We start from the raw sequence: 16608 nt of genomic DNA, 5'->3' as shown, positions 1-16608 counted from the left end.
GCATGCTGGCGGGCGCCGCCGCGCGGTGGTCACGCAAGGCGGCGAGCTGTTTTTGAAAGGACGATTGATCCACTGCCAAACTCCGAGACCTCGAGCCATCATTACGGACCGGATGTTTCCGGCGCGTGTCGTCGCGACAATCTATCGGGCCGAACTCCACCCGTTTCAATGCGCAGCGATGACGCACACCGTCACCCCAGCGATGACGCAGACGTCACGCGGCGATGACGCAGACGTCACGTACGGTGTCATCGCCGGGATGAGGCGCCGCGTCACCCCAGGATGGCGCAACGCGGCATCAAAAGGACGTGAAGGATCACTGGCATAAATCCCAACGATCAGAAAAATTGATTGGCGCAACCCCTTGTGCCACGGTTACGTTCGGCTGGTCCAGCCAAGCGAAAAAGGCTGGCCATCGAGGAAATCTCCCATGCCACAGCGAAACGACACGGCGATATGGTCCGGCCTGTTCCGGATTTCGGCTGAATCCGGCCAAACCCTGCAGGCGCAGATCCGCCAAGCCATCGTAGCCGCCATTCTCGACCGCCAGATCGCCGCTTCGATGCCGCTTCCTTCCTGCCGGATCCTGGCCGAAAAACTTGGCGTGGCTCGCGGAACCGTGGTGCTGGCGTTCCAGCAGCTCGTCGACCAGGGTTTCCTGGTGGCGCGCGAGCGGCGTGGACATTTCGTCAATCCCGATGTGCTGGCGACACCGGCCAAGCCGCACCAGAAGGCGCCCGACCAGGCCAACGAGATCGACTGGAAGGCACGCCGCAAGATCGCCGCCAGCGACATGCCGCCGCCGGCCAAGCACGAGAACTGGATCAAGTCGTCCTATCCCTTCGTCTACGGGCAGTTCGACCCGGCGCTGTTCCCGACCGCCGAGTGGCGCGAGTGCAACCGCATGGCGCTTGCCGTGCTGGAAATCCGTAACTGGGCGTCCGACATGGTCGACCGTGACGATCCGCTGCTGATCGAGCAGATCCAGGCGCGGCTCCTGCCCCGGCGCGGCATCTTCGCCAATCCGGACGAGATCATCGTCACGCTGGGCGCTCAGAACGCGCTCTACATGCTGGCGACGCTGCTGATGTCCAAAGGCTCCAAGGTGGCGATGGAAGACCCAGGCTATCCCGACGCCCGCTCGATCTTCCGCCTTGCGGGCGCTGAGATACAGCCGGTGCCGGTCGACCAGTCCGGCATCGTAACTACTTCTATTGCCAACGATTCCGGGTTCGTCTTCGTCACGCCAAGCCATCATTGCCCGACCATGGTGCCGTTGTCGGCGGAGCGGCGGCAGGATCTTCTGGCGCGCGCCAACCGCTACAACCAGATCATCATCGAGGACGGCTATGACAGCCAGCTTCTCGACGAGGCACCGCAGCAAGCGCTGAAGAGCCTCGATCGCTCCGGCCGCGTCGTCTATGTCGGCTCGATGTCCAAGACGCTGGCTCCGGGCCTGCGGCTCGGCTACATCGTGGCGTCCGCCGGACTGATCGCGGAGCTCAGGGCGCTGCGCCGCTTCATGCTGCGTCACCCGCCGGCCAACAATCAGCGCGCCGTAGCGCTATTCCTGTCGCTCGGCCACCACGAGGCGCTGGTGCGGCGGCTGTCTTCAGCCTTCGACGAGCGGCGCAAGCGGCTGGTCCATGCGATTTCCGCCTTCCTGCCGGAATGGCGTTCGACCGATTCGGCCGGCGGCACGTCGCTGTGGCTCGAAGGGCCGCGCGGCACCGATTCGCGCGGGCTGGCCGAGGCAGCCGCCTCGCGCAGCGTCATCATCGAGCCAGGCGACCGTTTCTTCGATCGCACTGAAAAGCCTTCGCGTTTCATGCGGCTGGGCATCTCGTCGATCGCACTGCAGCACATCGAGCCAGGCATTCGCGAACTGGCCACGGCCGCCGGACGCAGACCCGCGGCCGCCTGATCCATCGTCGATCTCTCGTGACCGGAGCCGTTCGCAGCGGCTCCGGTATTTTAGCTCTGGCACATGGAACTGGGCCAGCTGGCCCATAGGATGGGCCAGTGCCAGCGGCATAGTCGGCGTCAGGGGAAGAAGCAGGCCGATGGTGGATCAACCGCCACGAGTTCCTGCCGACGAAGGTGGAGTGCTTCCATGCCAGTGGCTGTCGAACAGCAGGACACGCCGGCGAACCGTCGTCCGCAGCGCTCCGGTCTTCGCGAAACAGGACATGCCATGCGATCATCTCCCCTGGTGGAGGATACCAGACCACAGCACAAGGCCATCGAGGGCGGCGGCTACGGGCCGCTGCGCGGGGATGACCGCGAGCGTATCCACGAGGGCGTGCTGACGCTTTTGGAGACAGTGGGTTTCGCCAACGCCATTCCTTCCTGCATAAAGGTGCTGACCAAGGTGGGGGCGGTCCACGGCGACGATGGCCGGGTCCGCTTTCCGCGCGCGCTCGTGCTCGACACCATCAAGCGAGCGGCACGACATTTCACGCTTCATGGCCAGGACCCCAGGCACGACATGGTGGTCCAGGGCAAGCGCGTGCACTACGGCACGGCAGGCATCGCCGTGCACCTAGTGGATCTGGAGAAGCGCGAGTACCGCGAGTCCAAGCTGCAGGATATTTATGATGCCGCCCGCATCGTCGACGGGCTGGACAACATCCATTTCTTCCAGCGGCCGATGGTGGCGCGCGACATCGCCGATCCGCTCGAGATGGATTTCAACACGCTTTATGCCTGTGTGATGGGAACATCGAAGCACGTCGGAACATCCTTCACCGTGCGTGAGAACGTGAAGCCTGCGCTTGAAATGCTGTACGCCATCGCCGGCGGCGAGGAGAATTTCCGTGCCCGGCCGTTCGTTTCCAACTCCAACTCATTCGTCGTGCCGCCAATGAAGTTCGCCGAGGATGCCTGCGGCGTGCTTGAGGCCTGCGTCGAAGGCGGCATCCCGATCCTGCTGCTGTCGACCGGCCAGTCCGGCACCACGGCACCCGCGGCGATGGCCGGCGCCGTCGTGCAAGCAGTGGCCGAAGTGCTGGCCGGCCTGGTCTATGTCAACGCGCTCAAGCCCGGCCATCCGGCGATCTTCGGCGCATGGCCGTTCATGTCGGACCTGCGCACCGGCGCCATGGCGGGCGGGTCGGCCGAGCAGTCGGTAGCAACGGCGGCCTGTGCCCAGATGGCGCAATTCTACGACCTGCCCGGTGGCTCCGCCGCCGGCATGACGGATTCGAAATTGCCCGATATTCAGTCCGGCTACGAAAAGGGCATCACCAATGTGATGGCCGGCCTCTCCGGCCTCAACCTCGTCTACGAGGCGGCCGGCATGCATGCCTCGCTGCTCGGCTTCTGCCTGGAAAGCCTGGTCATCGACAACGACATGCTCGGTCATTGCCTGGGCTGCGCGCGTGGCATCGACGTGACTGACGAGGCCCTGTCGATCGACAGCATCGCCGAGGTCTGCCTCAAGGGTCCGGGCCACTATCTCGACAACGAACAAACGCTCAAGCTGATGCAGACCGAGCACTTCTATCCCGCCCTCGGCGATCGTTCCTCGCCGAAGGAATGGAACGAAAAAGGCCGGCCTGATATATTGCTGCGTGCGATCACCGAGAAGAAACGCATTCTTGCCGAGCGATTTCCGCGCCACGTGCCAAAACAGGTCGACGACAGATTGCGTGCCCGCTTCGGCAACCTGATCCACCTGCCGCGCACGCAAATGGGCGCCTGACCGGAGACGAGTTCGTGCAGCCATACAGCCACCACCCGGAACCAATTCAGAACGGAAAACCGCTTCACACTTTTCCTGGAATTGCGCTCTTCGTTTGACGCAATTCCGAACAGAAAACCGCTTCACACTTTTCCTGGAATTGCTCCGGGACCAACCATCGGGCAGAACGACAAATGAGTGTGCATCCTATCCAGCAAGCACCCACCGACGGCGACGCGATCGATCGGCTGGTGGCATCTCATCGGCCAGGTCACGGCCTGGTGCGTGCCTTCTATCATGATCCGGCGATCTTCGAGCGCGACATGGAACGTGTCTTTCGCCGCCACTGGCATTGCCTGGCGCATGCCAGCGTTATCCCGAACCCCGGCGATTTCGAGCTGTTCAAGCTGGGCGACGAGGCGGTCATCCTGACACGCGGCATGGATGGCACCGTGCATGCCATGCTCAATGTCTGCCGCCACCGTGGTGCCGAGGTCTGCACCAAGGAGAAGGGCAATGCGAAGATGTTCGTGTGCCCCTACCACGCATGGGCCTATTCCAATGACGGATCCTTGCGTGCCGCGCGCCTGATGCCAAAGGATTTCGACCGCTCGGCGCACGGGCTGAAGAAGCTTCATGTCCGCGTCGCTTCCGGGCTGGTCTTCATTTCCTTCGCCGAGACGCCGCTCGATTTCGATCCGATCGAACAGTCGCTGCGCACGAGCTGCGGCCAATATGGCTGGGGCGACGCCAAGGTGGCGTATCGTCAGTCCTATCCGCTCGACGCCAACTGGAAGCTCGCCGTCGAGAACTATGTCGAATGTTACCATTGCGGGCCGGCGCATCCGGAATATTCGCAGACGCATGCGCTGGAAAAACCGGCCGAGATGATCGAGCAGCTCAATGCCGCGATGGAGCAACGCACCTGCGCGCTCGGCATCGAGATCGGCAGCGCCAACCGCTGGCAGAACTCGGCCGCCGGACAGGAGGCGATCCACACTTTCCGCTATGCGCTCTATGACGGCGTTTCCAGCGGCAGCAAGGACGGCTCGCCGGTCGCGCCGCTGATGGGCCGTTTCACCGACTATGATGGTGGCGTGACATCGATCCATCTTGGCGGTACGACCTTTCTCGTCTGTTATCCCGATCACGGCATGATCTATCGTTTCATCCCGAAAACAGCTGGTACCTGTGAGATGGAGCTGATCTGGCTGGTGCGCGGCGACGCGGTCGAGGGCCAGGACTACGATCTGGAGAAGCTGACCTGGCTGTGGAAGGTCACCACCGAAGAGGACAAGAAGATCATCGAGCACACCGCGCGCGGCGTGCGCTCGCACTATTTCGTGCCCGGACCGATCGCGCCGATGGAATACAACGAACTGCGCTACATCGGCTGGTATCTCGAGGAGATCAGCCGGGCCTGATCGGCTCGGCTGCCGCGGGGGATCAAGCAGATCTTGCCTTTCGCGTCATTCCGCGCTGAGCCCGTATCGGTCGACGACTTCAGCGTTGATGAGCTTGGCATGCAGCGTCATCAGCACGATCTGCGCGTCGAGGCTGTCGCCGGTTTCAAGCGCCGCCTCGATGCGACGCTCGGCTTCCAGCGTCCGATCATGGCCATTGGCTTGCTCGAAGGTTTCCGGACCCGCGATGCAATAGCTGCATAATTGTGCCACCGACGCATAGGTGCCCGGCGGCGGCTCGTCGGGCCAGCGATCCTTCATCAGGTTGACGATGGTAAGCTTCACGCCCTCCGGCACAAGGGCTGGATGCAGATCGGCGCCGCGCAATGCATCGTCGAGCTGCCTCAAGTCGCCCGAACGGCCGAACATTCCGAGGAAGCCGAGGGAAGAGCGCCGTCCGGCCATGATGTTTCCTTCCGTTTCCAGCCCACTTAGGTGGTGGGCAAGCGGATTACAAAGGCGGTGCTGTCTAACCAGCCGCCGCCAGCAAGACCCCTGCAAGGGCGGATAGCGCGAGTGTCGGCAGCATGCCGACTTTCAGCTTCAGGATGGCGACCATCGCGGCCACGGATAGCAAGGCCGCACGCCAGTCGATGGACGAAAGCACCGGCACGTTCATGCCAAGCCCCGTCGCGTGCACCTCACGGAAGATGACATGCAAAGCAAACCATAGGGCCAGATTCATGATCACCCCGACAATTGCGGCGGTGATCGCGCCCAGTGCGGCCGACAATGCCTTGTTGCCGCGCAAGGCCTCGATGTAGGGCGCCCCGAGGAATATCCAGAAAAAGCAGGGCGTGAACGTCACCCACAAGGTGAGCAGCGCCCCCAGCGATCCGGCAAGCAACGGGTCGAGCGAGCCGGAATGGCGGAACGCGGCGATGAAGCCGACGAACTGCAGCACCAGGATGAGCGGTCCTGGCGTCGTTTCTGCAAGTCCAAGACCGTCCACCATTTCACCCGGCGCCAGCCAGCCGAAGGACTGGACGGCTGCCTGCGCGACATAGGCGAGCACCGCGTAGGCGCCACCGAAGGTGACGACAGCCATCAGGCTGAAGAACCGGCCTATCTCGGTCCAGACGCTTGCGGAGCCGGTGAACCACCAGATCAAAAGAACAGGCCCGAGCCAGATCGGCAGCCAGATGGCGAGGGTGCGCGGCGCGTGCCATTTGGTAGGTTTGACATGGGCCAGTTCGCCACGCTCGAACATCAGGTCGACCGCTCCCTTGGAGTCGGCAACACCGTCTTTGCCATGGGCCGAGCCGGAAAACAGGCCGGGAGCAACGCGGTCCCCCAGCCATCCCGTCAGGCCGGCGAGAAGGACGATGAGCGGAAACGGCACATTCAACGCATAGATGGCAATGAACGCCGCGACCGCGATCGACACCATGACCCGGTTCTTGAGGGCGCGTCGCCCGATCCGGATCACCGCCTCGATGACAATGGCGAGCACCGCCGCCTTCACCCCGAAAAACAGCGCCGCGACGAGCGGCATGTCGCCATAGAGGACGTACAGGCTGCTCAAGGCGAGCATGACGAGCGCGCCCGGCACGACGAACAGGATGCCGGCAACAAGGCCACCGGCCGTCCTGTGCAGCAGCCAACCGATGTAGATGGCGAGTTGCTGGGCTTCCGGGCCAGGCAGCAGCATGCAGTAATTCAACGCATGCAGGAAACGCCGTTCCCCGATCCAGCGCCGCTCCTCGACCAGTTCCTTGTGCATCAGCGCGATCTGCCCGGCCGGACCGCCAAAGCTGAGCAATCCGATTTTCGCCCAGACCTTCGTGGCTTCCGCGAAGGTCGGCGCAGCCGGCGGCTCGACGGTCACCGCCTTATTGTCGGGGACAAGAATGGTCATGATGGTTTACCTGCAGCGGGCCAGTTGTGCGTTTCTTCGGTGGCGTCGCGACACCAGCGGAAGAACGCGTCGTAGAGCAGCATGCCTGCTTCCAGTTGTTCCAAATCGTCGCGGTACATACGCGACAGACCGAGCGAGGCAGCCAGAAAACCGGCCGCCTGGGGCACCAGGTCGAGGCTTGCGGTGTCGGCCGCGCGCACGATCAACGCCAGGCGATCGAGCGCCCCGGATTCCAACCCGAACTCCTCGATCATCGTGTCGAAGGTGCAGCGTTCGCCGCGATGGCTCCAGAACACATTGTCGATGTCGAACGGCACGGCCTGAAAGCGGTCGGCAACAGCCAATACTTCAGCGGGTTCGACAAACAGGAACACCGCGTCGGGGTCGAGGAAACGCCGGATCAGCCATGGGCAAGCGATGCGGTCGACCTTCGGGCGGGATCGCGTCACCCAGACGGTGGCGCCCTTTTCATTGCGTGGCGGCAACTTGGCGGTGCGGACCAGAAGCCCCCCGGCATCGCGCCAGGCCTCAAAGCCGCCTTCAAGGGATTCGGCTGATATCCCCTCATGGCGCATCCATGCGACGACGCCTTGCGAGAGCTTTTGCCCCTTCTGACAGACGACGGCCACCGGCTTGTCGGCAAACTCGGCCGCCCAGGTCGAAACGGTTTTGAAATCGCGCCGGCACGAGGCCGGCAACAGGCGCGGATCGGCTTCGAAATCTTCTTCGATGCGAACATCGATGATGACAGGTGCACCCGGCAGACCTATGAGCCGGGACAATTGCGGTACGGTGATAGCGGTTGTTGACGGCATGGCGTCCACCTCCTGAAAAGAGAAGCTTGGACGCGAACGTTGGGCTGACGCCTCACGGGGTCGTCGCGATGCACCCCTTGTCATGATGGTGGATTTGTTGGGCGCGCTTGTCAAGGACGGTGACCGTTCTCGACCTACCCGGCCAGGATAACCGGAAAACCGATGGCGGCCTGATTTGATCAAGCCGCCATCCGTCGATTCAGTATCAATGATTGTCTCTGGGGACACCGCTGGTGTGCGCGACATCCTGGTATTTCACCGCCGGCTTCAGCACCATCCCCTCCGAGAACTGCGCGACCATGCCGCGCTGGATCTCCTGCCAGGGTGTCTGGTGCTTGGGATAGTGGAAGCCGCCATTGTTCTGCAACTCGGCGCGGCGCCGGGTGATCTCGTCGTCGGTGACGAGGATGTCGGCCGTACCCTTGCGCAAGTCGATGCGGACACGATCGCCCGTCTTGAGCAGCGCCAGTCCGCCGCCAATCGCCGCTTCCGGCGAGGCGTTGAGGATCGAGGGCGAACCCGACGTGCCCGACTGGCGGCCGTCACCGATGCAAGCGAGCGCGTGGATGCCCTTCTTGATGAGATAGGCCGGCGGCTGCATGTTGACGACCTCGGCACCGCCGGGATAGCCGACCGGGCCAGCGCCGCGCATGAACAGGATGGTGTGTTCGTCGATGCCTTGCGCCGGGTCGTCGATGCGGGCGTGGTAATCCTCCGGCCCGTCGAAAACCATGGCGTTACCTTCGAAAGCCTCGGGATCCTTGGGGTTGGAGAGATAGCGTTCGCGGAATTCCGGCGAGATGCCGCTGGTCTTCATGATCGCCGAATCGAACAGATTGCCCCGAAGATTGATGAAGCCGGCATTGGCCTTCAGCGGCTTGGCGACAGAGCGGATGACGTCGGGATTTTCGTTGGCAACGCCCTCGCTGTTCTCACCGATCGACTTGCCGTTGACGGTGCGCGCGCCGGGATGCGGCAACAGCCCGCCCTTCATCAGTTCGGCGATGACCGCCGGCACGCCGCCGGCATGATGGTAGTCCTCGCCGAGATATTCGCCCGTCGGCTGCAAATTGACCAGCAGCGGCACATTGAGGCCGACCGTCTGCCAGTCGTCATTGTCGAGCTTGACTCCAAGGTGACGGGCGATGGCGTTGAGATGGATAGGCGCGTTGGTCGAGCCGCCAATGGCCGAATTGACGACGATGGCGTTCTCGAAAGCCTCTCTCGTCATGATGTCGGACGGCTTCAGATCCTCATGCACCATCTCGACGATGCGTTTTCCGGTCTCATAGGAAATCTGGCCGCGCTCGCGGTAGGGCGCGGGAATGGCGGCCGAGCCCGGCAACTGCATGCCAAGCGCCTCGGCCAGCGAGTTCATCGTGGTGGCGGTGCCCATGGTGTTGCAATAGCCGGTGGACGGCGCCGACGAGGCGACGATATCCATGAACTCGTCATAATCGATCTCGCCGGCCGACAGGCGCTGGCGTGATTCCCAGACGATGGTGCCGGAGCCGGTGCGCTTGCCCTTGTGCCAGCCATTGAGCATCGGGCCGACCGACAGGGCGATCGCCGGGATGTTGACGGTGGCCGCCGCCATCAGCAGGGCCGGTGTCGTCTTGTCGCAACCGATGGTCAGCACGACGCCATCGAGCGGATAGCCGTAGAGCACCTCGACAAGGCTGAGATAGGCAAGGTTGCGGTCAAGTGCCGCGGTCGGGCGCTTGCCGGTCTCCTGGATCGGATGGCAAGGAAACTCGAAGGGAATGCCGCCCATCGAGACGATGCCTTCGCGCACACGCTTGGCGAGTTCGATATGGTGACGGTTGCAAGGCGACAGATCCGAGCCGGTCTGGGCGATGCCGATCAGCGGCTTGCCGGACATCAGTTCGGCGCGCGTCAGGCCGTAATTGAGATAGCGTTCGAGATAGAGCGCCGTCATGCCCGGATTGTCGGGATTGTCGAACCACTCCTGCGAGCGAAATTTTTTCTTATGGGTGGGGGCGCCTGCCATCATGGTCTCCGTATTTGTAAGACAAATCGATATGGCAACGCGCGGGAGCAGGCAAGAGGGCGTGCGGTCGCAACCGGACTTTGGTGCGATAGACACGCACCGAGCCGTGCGTTACGGGTTCGGGCAGTCTTGTCCGGGAGGTTTTCATGGCTTTGGTGATCGAAGGCGAGGAGCGCATTGCCGCACCGCTGCAAAAAGTGTGGGAAGCGCTGAACGATCCCGAGGTCTTGAAGGCGACCATTCCCGGCTGCCAGAGCCTGGAGATGAAGTCGCCGACCGAGATGGCGGCAACCGTGGTGGTGAAGATCGGACCGATCAAGGCGACGTTCAACGGCGAAGTGACGCTGAAGAACCTGAAGCCGCCGCACTCCTACACCATCCAGGGCGAAGGCAAGGGCGGCATTGCAGGCTTCGCCAAGGGGGGCGCCGACGTGACGCTGACGGCGGATGGACCCGACGCCACGATATTGAACTACGCGGCCAAGGCCGATGTCGGGGGCAAGATCGCACAGCTTGGCAGCCGCCTGATCGAATCGACCTCGAAGAAACTGGCTGGACAGTTTTTTTCCAGCTTTGGCGAGAAGGTCGGCGCGGCCTAGGCTGCAGCACGGCGGCGCCTGCTATTCAAACACAATACTCGGCACGGCAGCAGCAGCCGCACCACGCTCTTCGTTGACCCGGTCCCAGACCTTCGAGGCGATGTCGCGGTAGATTTTCGCTTCGGGGCCATCGGGCTTGGAGACGACAACCGGCGTGCCGGCATCCGAGCTTTCGCGAATGCCCATTTCGAGCGGCACCTCACCGAGGAAGGTGACGCCGAGGCGCTCGGCCTCGCGGCGGGCGCCGCCATGGCCAAAGATGTCGTAGCGCTTGCCGGTGTCCGGGGCGATGAAATAGCTCATGTTCTCGACGATGCCGAGCAACGGGACGTCGACCTTCTTGAACATGTTGAGGCCTTTTCGCGCGTCGATCAGGGCCAGGTCCTGTGGCGTCGAGACGATGACAGCACCAGCCAGCGGCACCTGCTGGGCCATGGTCAACTGCGCGTCGCCAGTGCCGGGCGGCATGTCGACGACGAGCACGTCGAGACGGCCCCATTCGACCTCGCGCAGCATCTGCGTCAGCGCCGACATCACCATCGGGCCGCGCCAGATCATCGGCGTTTCCTCGTCGACGAGGAAACCCATGGACATTACCTTCAGGCCGTAATTCTCCATCGGTTTCAGGATCTTGCCGTCGACGGTCTGCGGCCGGCCGTGGATGTTGAGCAGCCTGGGCATGGACGGTCCGTAGATGTCGGCATCCAGCACGCCGACGCGCAGGCCGTTGGCGGCGAGGCCGAGCGCGATGTTGACGGCGGTGGTCGACTTGCCGACGCCGCCCTTGCCGGAAGCAACGGCAATGATCGCCTCGATACCGGGCACGCCACGTTTGCCCGAACTGTGCGAGGCGGGCGCGTGCGGAGCCGCACGCGGCGCGGCGGCAGCGGGCGCAGCCGGCGGAACGGGCCTGGGTGCGGGGCGCGACGGAACCGGCGCCTCCATGCCGCCGCCCCTCTTCTCGGCCGTCAGCGCGACGACCGCGCCGGCGACCCCGGGGATTGTCTTGACGACGCGCTCGGCGGCGGCGCGCAGCGGCTCCATTTCCTGGGCACGAGCGGCGGGAACGGTAATCGAGAAGAAGACCTTCCCGTCGGCGATGAAAATCTCCGAAACCATGCCGAGGTCGACGATGTTGCCGGTGAAATCCGGCCCGTTGACCGTCTTCAGACGCTCGGTGACGATTTCCTTGGTGACGGACATGGCAGTTTTTCCTTACGCAGCTTGCGCCTGAGATGCAGCTTGCACCTGAGATAATGCAGTTTCCGGACAGAACCAAGCCGTGGAGCAATGGCTGCCTTGGCGTGCCTGGAAAAGCGGCGGGTCCTGTCGGATTTCATCCGCGCCAAACGTCTTCCAGATAATCGAGCGCCGATGCGGCCAACAATCAGGTCGAGCGACAGTCGTCAAACGATCGCGGCGACCTATTTCGGTGACCAGCACGGGGTCGACAACCAGGAAAGGAGACCATCATGCTCGCAAACAGCAATGCAACGGCCAATCTCGCGGTGAAGGATCTCGCGAAAGCCAAGGCTTTCTATGAGGGAACGCTTGGCCTGAAACAGGTGCACGATGAGGGCGGCGAACTGATCGTCTACAAAAGCGGCGATACCACCCTCAACGTCTATCATTCTCAATTTGCCGGAACCAACAAGGCGACAGCGGTAACCTGGATGGTTGGCGACGAGATCGGCAACATCGTCAAGGAACTGAAGACGAAGGGCGTCGCCTTCGAGCACTATCAGATGCCGGGCTTGACGCTGGAGGGCGATCTCCACGTCGGTTACGGAATGAAGGTCGCCTGGTTCAAGGACCCGGACGGCAACATCCTGAACCTTGTGGACAGGTAGATTTCTTTACGTCACCTCGCCAGGCCAACCGCCAGGTAGGTGAGCGCCGAAATCAAAGCGGTGGCCGGCAAGGTGACGATCCAGGCAATGACGATGTTGCCGGCAATGCCCCAGCGCACGGCCGAGACGCGGCGGGCGGCGCCGACGCCGATGATGGCGCCAGTGATGGTGTGCGTGGTCGACACGGGAATGCCGAGCCAGGTCGCGGCAAACAGGGTGATCGCCCCGCCGGTCTCGGCGCAAAAACCCTGCATCGGGTTCAGCCGCGTGATCTTCGAGCCCATGGTGTGGACGATGCGCCAGCCGCCGAACAGGGTGCCGAGCGCCAGTGCCGCCTGACAGGTGAGGACAACCCAGAGCGGTACATGGAAAGTCGCGCCGAGCATGCCTTGCGAATAGAGCAGCACGGCAATGATGCCCATGGTCTTCTGCGCGTCATTGCCACCGTGCCCGAGCGAATAGAGCGAGGCGGAAAAGAACTGCATGACGCGGAAGGTACTGTCGACCGCAAAGGGCGTCTGGCGCACGAAGAGCCACGAGACGACGAAAATCAGGATGAGCGCCAGGATAAAGCCGGTCGCTGGCGACAGGACGATTGCCGCAACCGTCTTGCCAAGCCCTGTCCAGACGATGGCGCCCACGCCTGCCTTTGCCACACCGGCACCTACCAGGCCGCCGATCAACGCATGCGAGCTGCTCGACGGGATGCCGGCGATCCAGGTGACGATGTTCCAGACTATGGCGCCGACGAGCGCCGAGAAGATGACCGCCGGGGTGACGATGCTGACATCGACGATACCCTTGCCCACTGTCTCGGCGACGTGGAGGCCGAAGAACATGAAGGCGATGAAGTTGAAGAAAGCCGCCCACAATACCGCGTATTGCGGCCTTAGCACGCGGGTGGAGACGATGGTGGCAATGGAGTTGGCGGCATCGTGCAAGCCGTTGAGAAAGTCGAAGAACAGCGCGACGCCGACGAGGCCGACCAGCACGGGAAAGGCAATGGTGGCTTCCATCACCTAGACATTCTCAATGACGATGCCGCTGATCTCGTTGGCGACGTCCTCGAAGCGGTCGACCACTTTTTCCAGTTGGCCATAAATCTCGCTGCCGATCATGTACGCCATCGGATCGCTGCTGCCGTGCTTCCTGAAGAGATCCTTCAGCCCTTGCTCGTGCAGGTCGTCGGCCCGGCTTTCGACGCGCATCACCTCTTCGGCGATGGCGTTGAGGCGCACCGTGTGCGTCGCGACCTTGTTGAGCAGCGGGATCGCCTCGGCCACCAGCTTGGCGGCGGCGACGATGACGCCACCCATTTCCTGCATCAGCGGATCGAATTCCTTGCGCTCGAACAGCTTCACCGTCTTGACCGTCTTGTGCATCATGTCGATGGCATCATCCATCGACTGGATCAGGTCCTTGATGTCGCCGCGATCGAAAGGCGTGATGAAGGAGCGCCGCACCGCCAGCAGGACTTCCGCGGTGATGTGGTCGGCCTCATCTTCGAGATCGACGATTTTCTGGCACCAGAGGTCGATATCCCTGCCCTGGAGAAGCTGCTCCAGCGCCTCGGCGCCGCCGACCACGGTGCGCGAATGTCGTTCGAACAGGTCGAAGAAGCGATCTTCGCGCGGCAAAAGCTTGCGGAACCAGCCCAGCATGGTCGATCTCCCAGTTTCATCCACATAGCGCCGCATCGCGCCGCGGGAAACAGGTAGCCGGCTTAAAGGTGTGGATGCAGGGCAATTGTGCATCGCGCTTGCGGTGAGGCGCGATTTCCCCGACCTTGCAGCGAACCACCGGAAAGATCGCATGATCGACAAGCTGGAATTCTTCATCGCGCTCGCCAGGGAGGAGCATTTCGGCCGGGCGGCGGAGGTATGCGGCGTCACCCAGCCGACGCTCTCGGCCGGCATCAAGCAGTTGGAGGGCCAGCTTGGCGTCATGCTGGTCCTGCGCGGCTCACGCTTCCAGGGGCTGACGCCGGAGGGAAAACAGGTGCTGGTGTGGGCACGCCGCATCGTCGGCGACACCAGGACCATGCGCGAGGAAATGCGCGCGGCGCGCCACGGACTTTCGGGCCGTATCCGCATCGCCGCCATTCCGACGGCGCTCGCCATGCTGCCGCGGCTGACGACGCCGTTTCGCGAAAAGCATCCAGGCGTCACCTTTTCGGTGCTGTCGCGGACCTCGATCGAGGTGCTGTCGCTGCTCGGCAATTTCGACATCGATGCCGGCATCACCTATCTCGACAACGAGCCGCTGGGGCGGGTGACCAGCGTGCCGCTCTATGACGAGCGCTACCAACTGATCACCGCGATGGGAAATCCCTATTCCGACCGCGACAAAGTGACATGGGCAGAGCTCTCAAGCCTGCCGCTGTGCCTGTTGACGCCAGACATGCAGAACCGTCGCATCATCGATCAGCATCTGGCCGAAGCCGGCGTGCAGGTGCGACCGACGCTGGAATCCAATTCGATGATCGTGCTGTTTTCGCACATCCGCACCGGCAAATGGTCGTCGATCATGCCGCTCAACCTTGCGGAAACATTCGGCTTTTCCGAGCCGATCCGGGCCATTCCGATTGTCGAGCCGGATGCCAGCCACACGGTCGGCCTGGTGGCGACACCGCGCGAACCGCACACACCTTTGGTCTCGGCGCTGCTGGACGAGGCAATGGCGCTGGCGGACGATTTCCACGCAAACCGTTCCGCTAGACAGAGTTAGCCGAACGGAACGATAGAAAATTTCTATCGTACAACGAAACCGCTTTATTGATTTCAGAGGTTTTCTCTGGTTTCTTAAGCACTTAGCGATAAAGCGGCACGCGCATGTCGTTGTTCCAAAACAGCTTGATGCTTCTGGCCGATATGTATGGGTCGCTACGATAGGGAGGGCGCTGCATGACAATGCAGCCTGCAAGTACCGAGATCACGTCGCGCACGGTCGCGATCATCCAGGAGATGAAGGGCCTCGAAGGCCCGTTGCTGCCGATCCTTCACGGCATCCAGGAAGAGTTCGGCCATGTGCCCAAGGATGCGCTGCCGGTCATCGCCGAGGCGCTGAACATTTCCAGGGCCGAGGTGCACGGCGTCGTCAGCTTCTATCATGATTACCGCAGCCACCCGGCAGGCCGGCATGTGCTGAAGCTCTGCCAGGCGGAATCCTGCCAGTCGATGGGTTCGGACGCCATCGCCGCCAAGCTGAAGCAATTGCTGGGCATCGGCTTCCATGAGACGACCCGCGACGGTTCGGTAACGCTGGAGCCGGTCTATTGTCTCGGCCTGTGCGCCTGTTCGCCCGCCGCTATGCTGGATGGCGAGGTGATCGGGCGGCTCAATGACGAGAAGCTCGACGAGATCGTTGCAGAGGTGCGCTCATGATCCCGCGCATCTACATTCCCGGCGATTCCGGTGCGCTGGCGCTTGGCGCCGAAAAGGTCGCCAAGGCGATCGCCGGCGAACTCGCCGAGCGCGGCATCGAAGCCAAGATCGTGCGCAACGGGTCGCGCGGCGCCTATTTCCTCGAACCAATGGTCGAAGTTGCGACAGCGAACGGCCGCGTCGCCTATGGGCCGGTAAAGCCGTCCGACGTCAAAAGCCTGTTCGACGGCGGCTTTCTCACCGGCGGCCATCACAAGCGCTGGCTGGGCTCACCGGACAAGATCCCCTTCTTCGCCAAGCAGACGCGGCTGACCTTCGCGCGCTGCGGCGTCACGGATCCGCTTTCGCTCGAATCCTACAAGAAGCATGGCGGGTTGAACGGACTGACGAACGCGCTGGCACTGACGCCTGCCGACATCGTCGCCCAGGTTACCGAATCGGGCCTGCGCGGGCGCGGCGGCGCCGGCTTCCCGACCGGCATCAAGTGGAAAACGGTGCTCGATACCGCAGGCGACCGCAAATACATCGTCTGCAACGCCGACGAAGGCGATTCAGGCACCTTCGCCGACCGCATGATAATGGAGGGCGATCCGTTTGTGCTGATCGAAGGCATGACGATCGCCGGTATAGCCACGGGCGCGACCAAGGGCTTTGTCTATGTCCGCTCGGAATATCCGCATGCGGTGGCGGTGATGAACAAGGCCGTCGAGGTCGCCCGCAAGGCCGGCGTTCTTGGCGCCAGCGTGCTGGGTTCACCTTACGCGTTCGACATGGAGATCCGGGTCGGCGCCGGAGCCTATGTCTGCGGGGAGGAGACGGCGCTGCTCGATTCGCTCGAGGGCAAGCGCGGCATGGTGCGCGCAAAGCCGCCGCTGCCGGCGCATAAGGGGCTGTTCGGCAAGCCGACGGTGATCAACAATGTCATCTCGCTGGCCTCGGTGCCTGTC

The 16608-nt window shown here is 62.8% G+C and carries 15 protein-coding genes and 1 pseudogene; 9 read left to right on the top strand and 7 right to left on the bottom strand.

Annotated elements, in window-relative coordinates; all coding sequences use genetic code 11:
* The 4 genes from EN906_RS38050 to EN906_RS03800 all read left to right on the top strand — a co-directional run.
* Window positions 1–328, top strand: a 328-nt coding sequence (locus tag EN906_RS38050; RefSeq protein ID WP_245484164.1) for a hypothetical protein, incomplete at its 5' end; no start/stop codon positions are given.
* 102 nt (window positions 329–430) lie between these two features.
* Complete coding sequence (locus EN906_RS03810) at window positions 431–1924, top strand: PLP-dependent aminotransferase family protein (protein WP_027039660.1); 1494 nt, start codon at window positions 431–433, stop codon at window positions 1922–1924.
* A 189-nt stretch (window positions 1925–2113) separates the two neighbouring features.
* Entirely contained in the window at window positions 2114–3703 is a 1590-nt protein-coding gene (locus tag EN906_RS03805) for a trimethylamine methyltransferase family protein (RefSeq protein WP_127271378.1), read from the top strand.
* A gap of 173 nt (window positions 3704–3876) precedes the next feature.
* Window positions 3877–5106 carry an aromatic ring-hydroxylating dioxygenase subunit alpha gene (locus EN906_RS03800; protein WP_127271385.1) on the top strand — a complete coding sequence of 410 codons (1230 nt, stop codon included), beginning with the start codon at window positions 3877–3879 and terminating at the stop codon, window positions 5104–5106.
* 45 nt (window positions 5107–5151) lie between these two features.
* On the opposite strand, the gene EN906_RS03795 is transcribed toward EN906_RS03800, so the two are convergent.
* The 4 genes from EN906_RS03795 to EN906_RS03780 form a co-directional block, all read right to left on the bottom strand.
* On the bottom strand, window positions 5152–5550 hold the full coding sequence (locus EN906_RS03795; RefSeq protein WP_127271376.1) for a hypothetical protein: 399 nt from the start codon (window positions 5548–5550) through the stop codon (window positions 5152–5154).
* 64 nt (window positions 5551–5614) lie between these two features.
* Complete coding sequence (gene chrA / locus EN906_RS03790; protein WP_127273111.1) at window positions 5615–7003, bottom strand: chromate transporter; 1389 nt, start codon at window positions 7001–7003, stop codon at window positions 5615–5617.
* Window positions 7000–7818, bottom strand: coding sequence for a chromate resistance protein ChrB domain-containing protein (locus tag EN906_RS03785; protein ID WP_127267013.1), 819 nt, complete (start codon window positions 7816–7818; stop codon window positions 7000–7002). Before EN906_RS03785 ends, chrA begins: the two co-directional genes overlap by 4 nt.
* Before the next feature lie 205 nt (window positions 7819–8023).
* Window positions 8024–9829: an IlvD/Edd family dehydratase gene (locus EN906_RS03780; RefSeq protein WP_023811496.1), complete on the bottom strand. Its 1806-nt coding sequence runs from the start codon at window positions 9827–9829 to the stop codon at window positions 8024–8026.
* Between the two features lie 146 nt (window positions 9830–9975).
* On the opposite strand from EN906_RS03780, the gene EN906_RS03775 reads away from it, so the two are divergent.
* Entirely contained in the window at window positions 9976–10428 is a 453-nt protein-coding gene (locus tag EN906_RS03775; RefSeq protein WP_013528005.1) for a carbon monoxide dehydrogenase subunit G, read from the top strand.
* Between the two features lie 21 nt (window positions 10429–10449).
* On the opposite strand, the gene EN906_RS03770 is transcribed toward EN906_RS03775, so the two are convergent.
* A complete protein-coding gene (locus EN906_RS03770) occupies window positions 10450–11631 on the bottom strand; it encodes an Mrp/NBP35 family ATP-binding protein (RefSeq protein ID WP_127267005.1) in 1182 nt (393 codons plus the stop codon).
* Window positions 11632–11900: 269 nt separating this feature from the next.
* Here EN906_RS03770 and EN906_RS03765 point away from each other — a divergent pair, with 269 nt between their 5' ends.
* The gene (locus tag EN906_RS03765) at window positions 11901–12278 is read left to right on the top strand and encodes a VOC family protein (protein ID WP_127267006.1); all 378 of its coding nucleotides are present in this window, start codon (window positions 11901–11903) and stop codon (window positions 12276–12278) included.
* Window positions 12279–12289: 11 nt separating this feature from the next.
* On the opposite strand, the gene EN906_RS03760 is transcribed toward EN906_RS03765, so the two are convergent.
* Window positions 12290–13294: an inorganic phosphate transporter gene (locus EN906_RS03760; RefSeq protein WP_127267014.1), complete on the bottom strand. Its 1005-nt coding sequence runs from the start codon at window positions 13292–13294 to the stop codon at window positions 12290–12292.
* A 3-nt stretch (window positions 13295–13297) separates the two neighbouring features.
* Window positions 13298–13939, bottom strand: a complete 642-nt coding sequence (locus EN906_RS03755; RefSeq protein ID WP_127267007.1) for a DUF47 domain-containing protein — start codon at window positions 13937–13939, stop codon at window positions 13298–13300.
* Window positions 13940–14090: 151 nt separating this feature from the next.
* On the opposite strand from EN906_RS03755, the gene EN906_RS03750 reads away from it, so the two are divergent.
* From EN906_RS03750 to EN906_RS03740, 3 genes and pseudogenes are all read left to right on the top strand, one after another.
* A complete protein-coding gene (locus EN906_RS03750; protein WP_127267008.1) occupies window positions 14091–15005 on the top strand; it encodes a LysR family transcriptional regulator in 915 nt (304 codons plus the stop codon).
* Window positions 15006–15181: 176 nt separating this feature from the next.
* Complete coding sequence (locus EN906_RS03745; protein WP_127267009.1) at window positions 15182–15661, top strand: formate dehydrogenase subunit gamma; 480 nt, start codon at window positions 15182–15184, stop codon at window positions 15659–15661.
* Window positions 15658–16608 (top strand): annotated as a pseudogene (locus tag EN906_RS03740) (formate dehydrogenase); the annotation flags it as partial. The gene EN906_RS03745 and the pseudogene EN906_RS03740, both read left to right, overlap by 4 nt.

The sequence above is a fragment of the Mesorhizobium sp. M7A.F.Ca.CA.004.06.1.1 genome (assembly GCF_003999135.1).
Lineage (GTDB): Bacteria > Pseudomonadota > Alphaproteobacteria > Rhizobiales > Rhizobiaceae > Mesorhizobium.
The sequence above is the reverse complement of the archived record's forward strand: the minus strand, read 5'-3'. Positions and strand labels throughout refer to the sequence as shown.

Bases quoted from the DNA above. Each gene is read 5' to 3' on its own strand.
- EN906_RS03810 (WP_027039660.1), top strand. From the start codon at position 431: ATGCCACAGCGAAACGACACGGCGATATGGTCCGGCCTGTTCCGGATT.
- EN906_RS03805 (WP_127271378.1), top strand. From the start codon at position 2,114: ATGCCAGTGGCTGTCGAACAGCAGGACACGCCGGCGAACCGTCGTCCG.
- EN906_RS03800 (WP_127271385.1), top strand. From the start codon at position 3,877: ATGAGTGTGCATCCTATCCAGCAAGCACCCACCGACGGCGACGCGATC.
- EN906_RS03795 (WP_127271376.1), bottom strand. From the start codon at position 5,550: ATGGCCGGACGGCGCTCTTCCCTCGGCTTCCTCGGAATGTTCGGCCGT.
- chrA (WP_127273111.1), bottom strand. From the start codon at position 7,003: ATGACCATTCTTGTCCCCGACAATAAGGCGGTGACCGTCGAGCCGCCG.
- EN906_RS03785 (WP_127267013.1), bottom strand. From the start codon at position 7,818: ATGCCGTCAACAACCGCTATCACCGTACCGCAATTGTCCCGGCTCATA.
- EN906_RS03780 (WP_023811496.1), bottom strand. From the start codon at position 9,829: ATGGCAGGCGCCCCCACCCATAAGAAAAAATTTCGCTCGCAGGAGTGG.
- EN906_RS03775 (WP_013528005.1), top strand. From the start codon at position 9,976: ATGGCTTTGGTGATCGAAGGCGAGGAGCGCATTGCCGCACCGCTGCAA.
- EN906_RS03770 (WP_127267005.1), bottom strand. From the start codon at position 11,631: ATGTCCGTCACCAAGGAAATCGTCACCGAGCGTCTGAAGACGGTCAAC.
- EN906_RS03765 (WP_127267006.1), top strand. From the start codon at position 11,901: ATGCTCGCAAACAGCAATGCAACGGCCAATCTCGCGGTGAAGGATCTC.
- EN906_RS03760 (WP_127267014.1), bottom strand. From the start codon at position 13,294: ATGGAAGCCACCATTGCCTTTCCCGTGCTGGTCGGCCTCGTCGGCGTC.
- EN906_RS03755 (WP_127267007.1), bottom strand. From the start codon at position 13,939: ATGCTGGGCTGGTTCCGCAAGCTTTTGCCGCGCGAAGATCGCTTCTTC.
- EN906_RS03750 (WP_127267008.1), top strand. From the start codon at position 14,091: ATGATCGACAAGCTGGAATTCTTCATCGCGCTCGCCAGGGAGGAGCAT.
- EN906_RS03745 (WP_127267009.1), top strand. From the start codon at position 15,182: ATGACAATGCAGCCTGCAAGTACCGAGATCACGTCGCGCACGGTCGCG.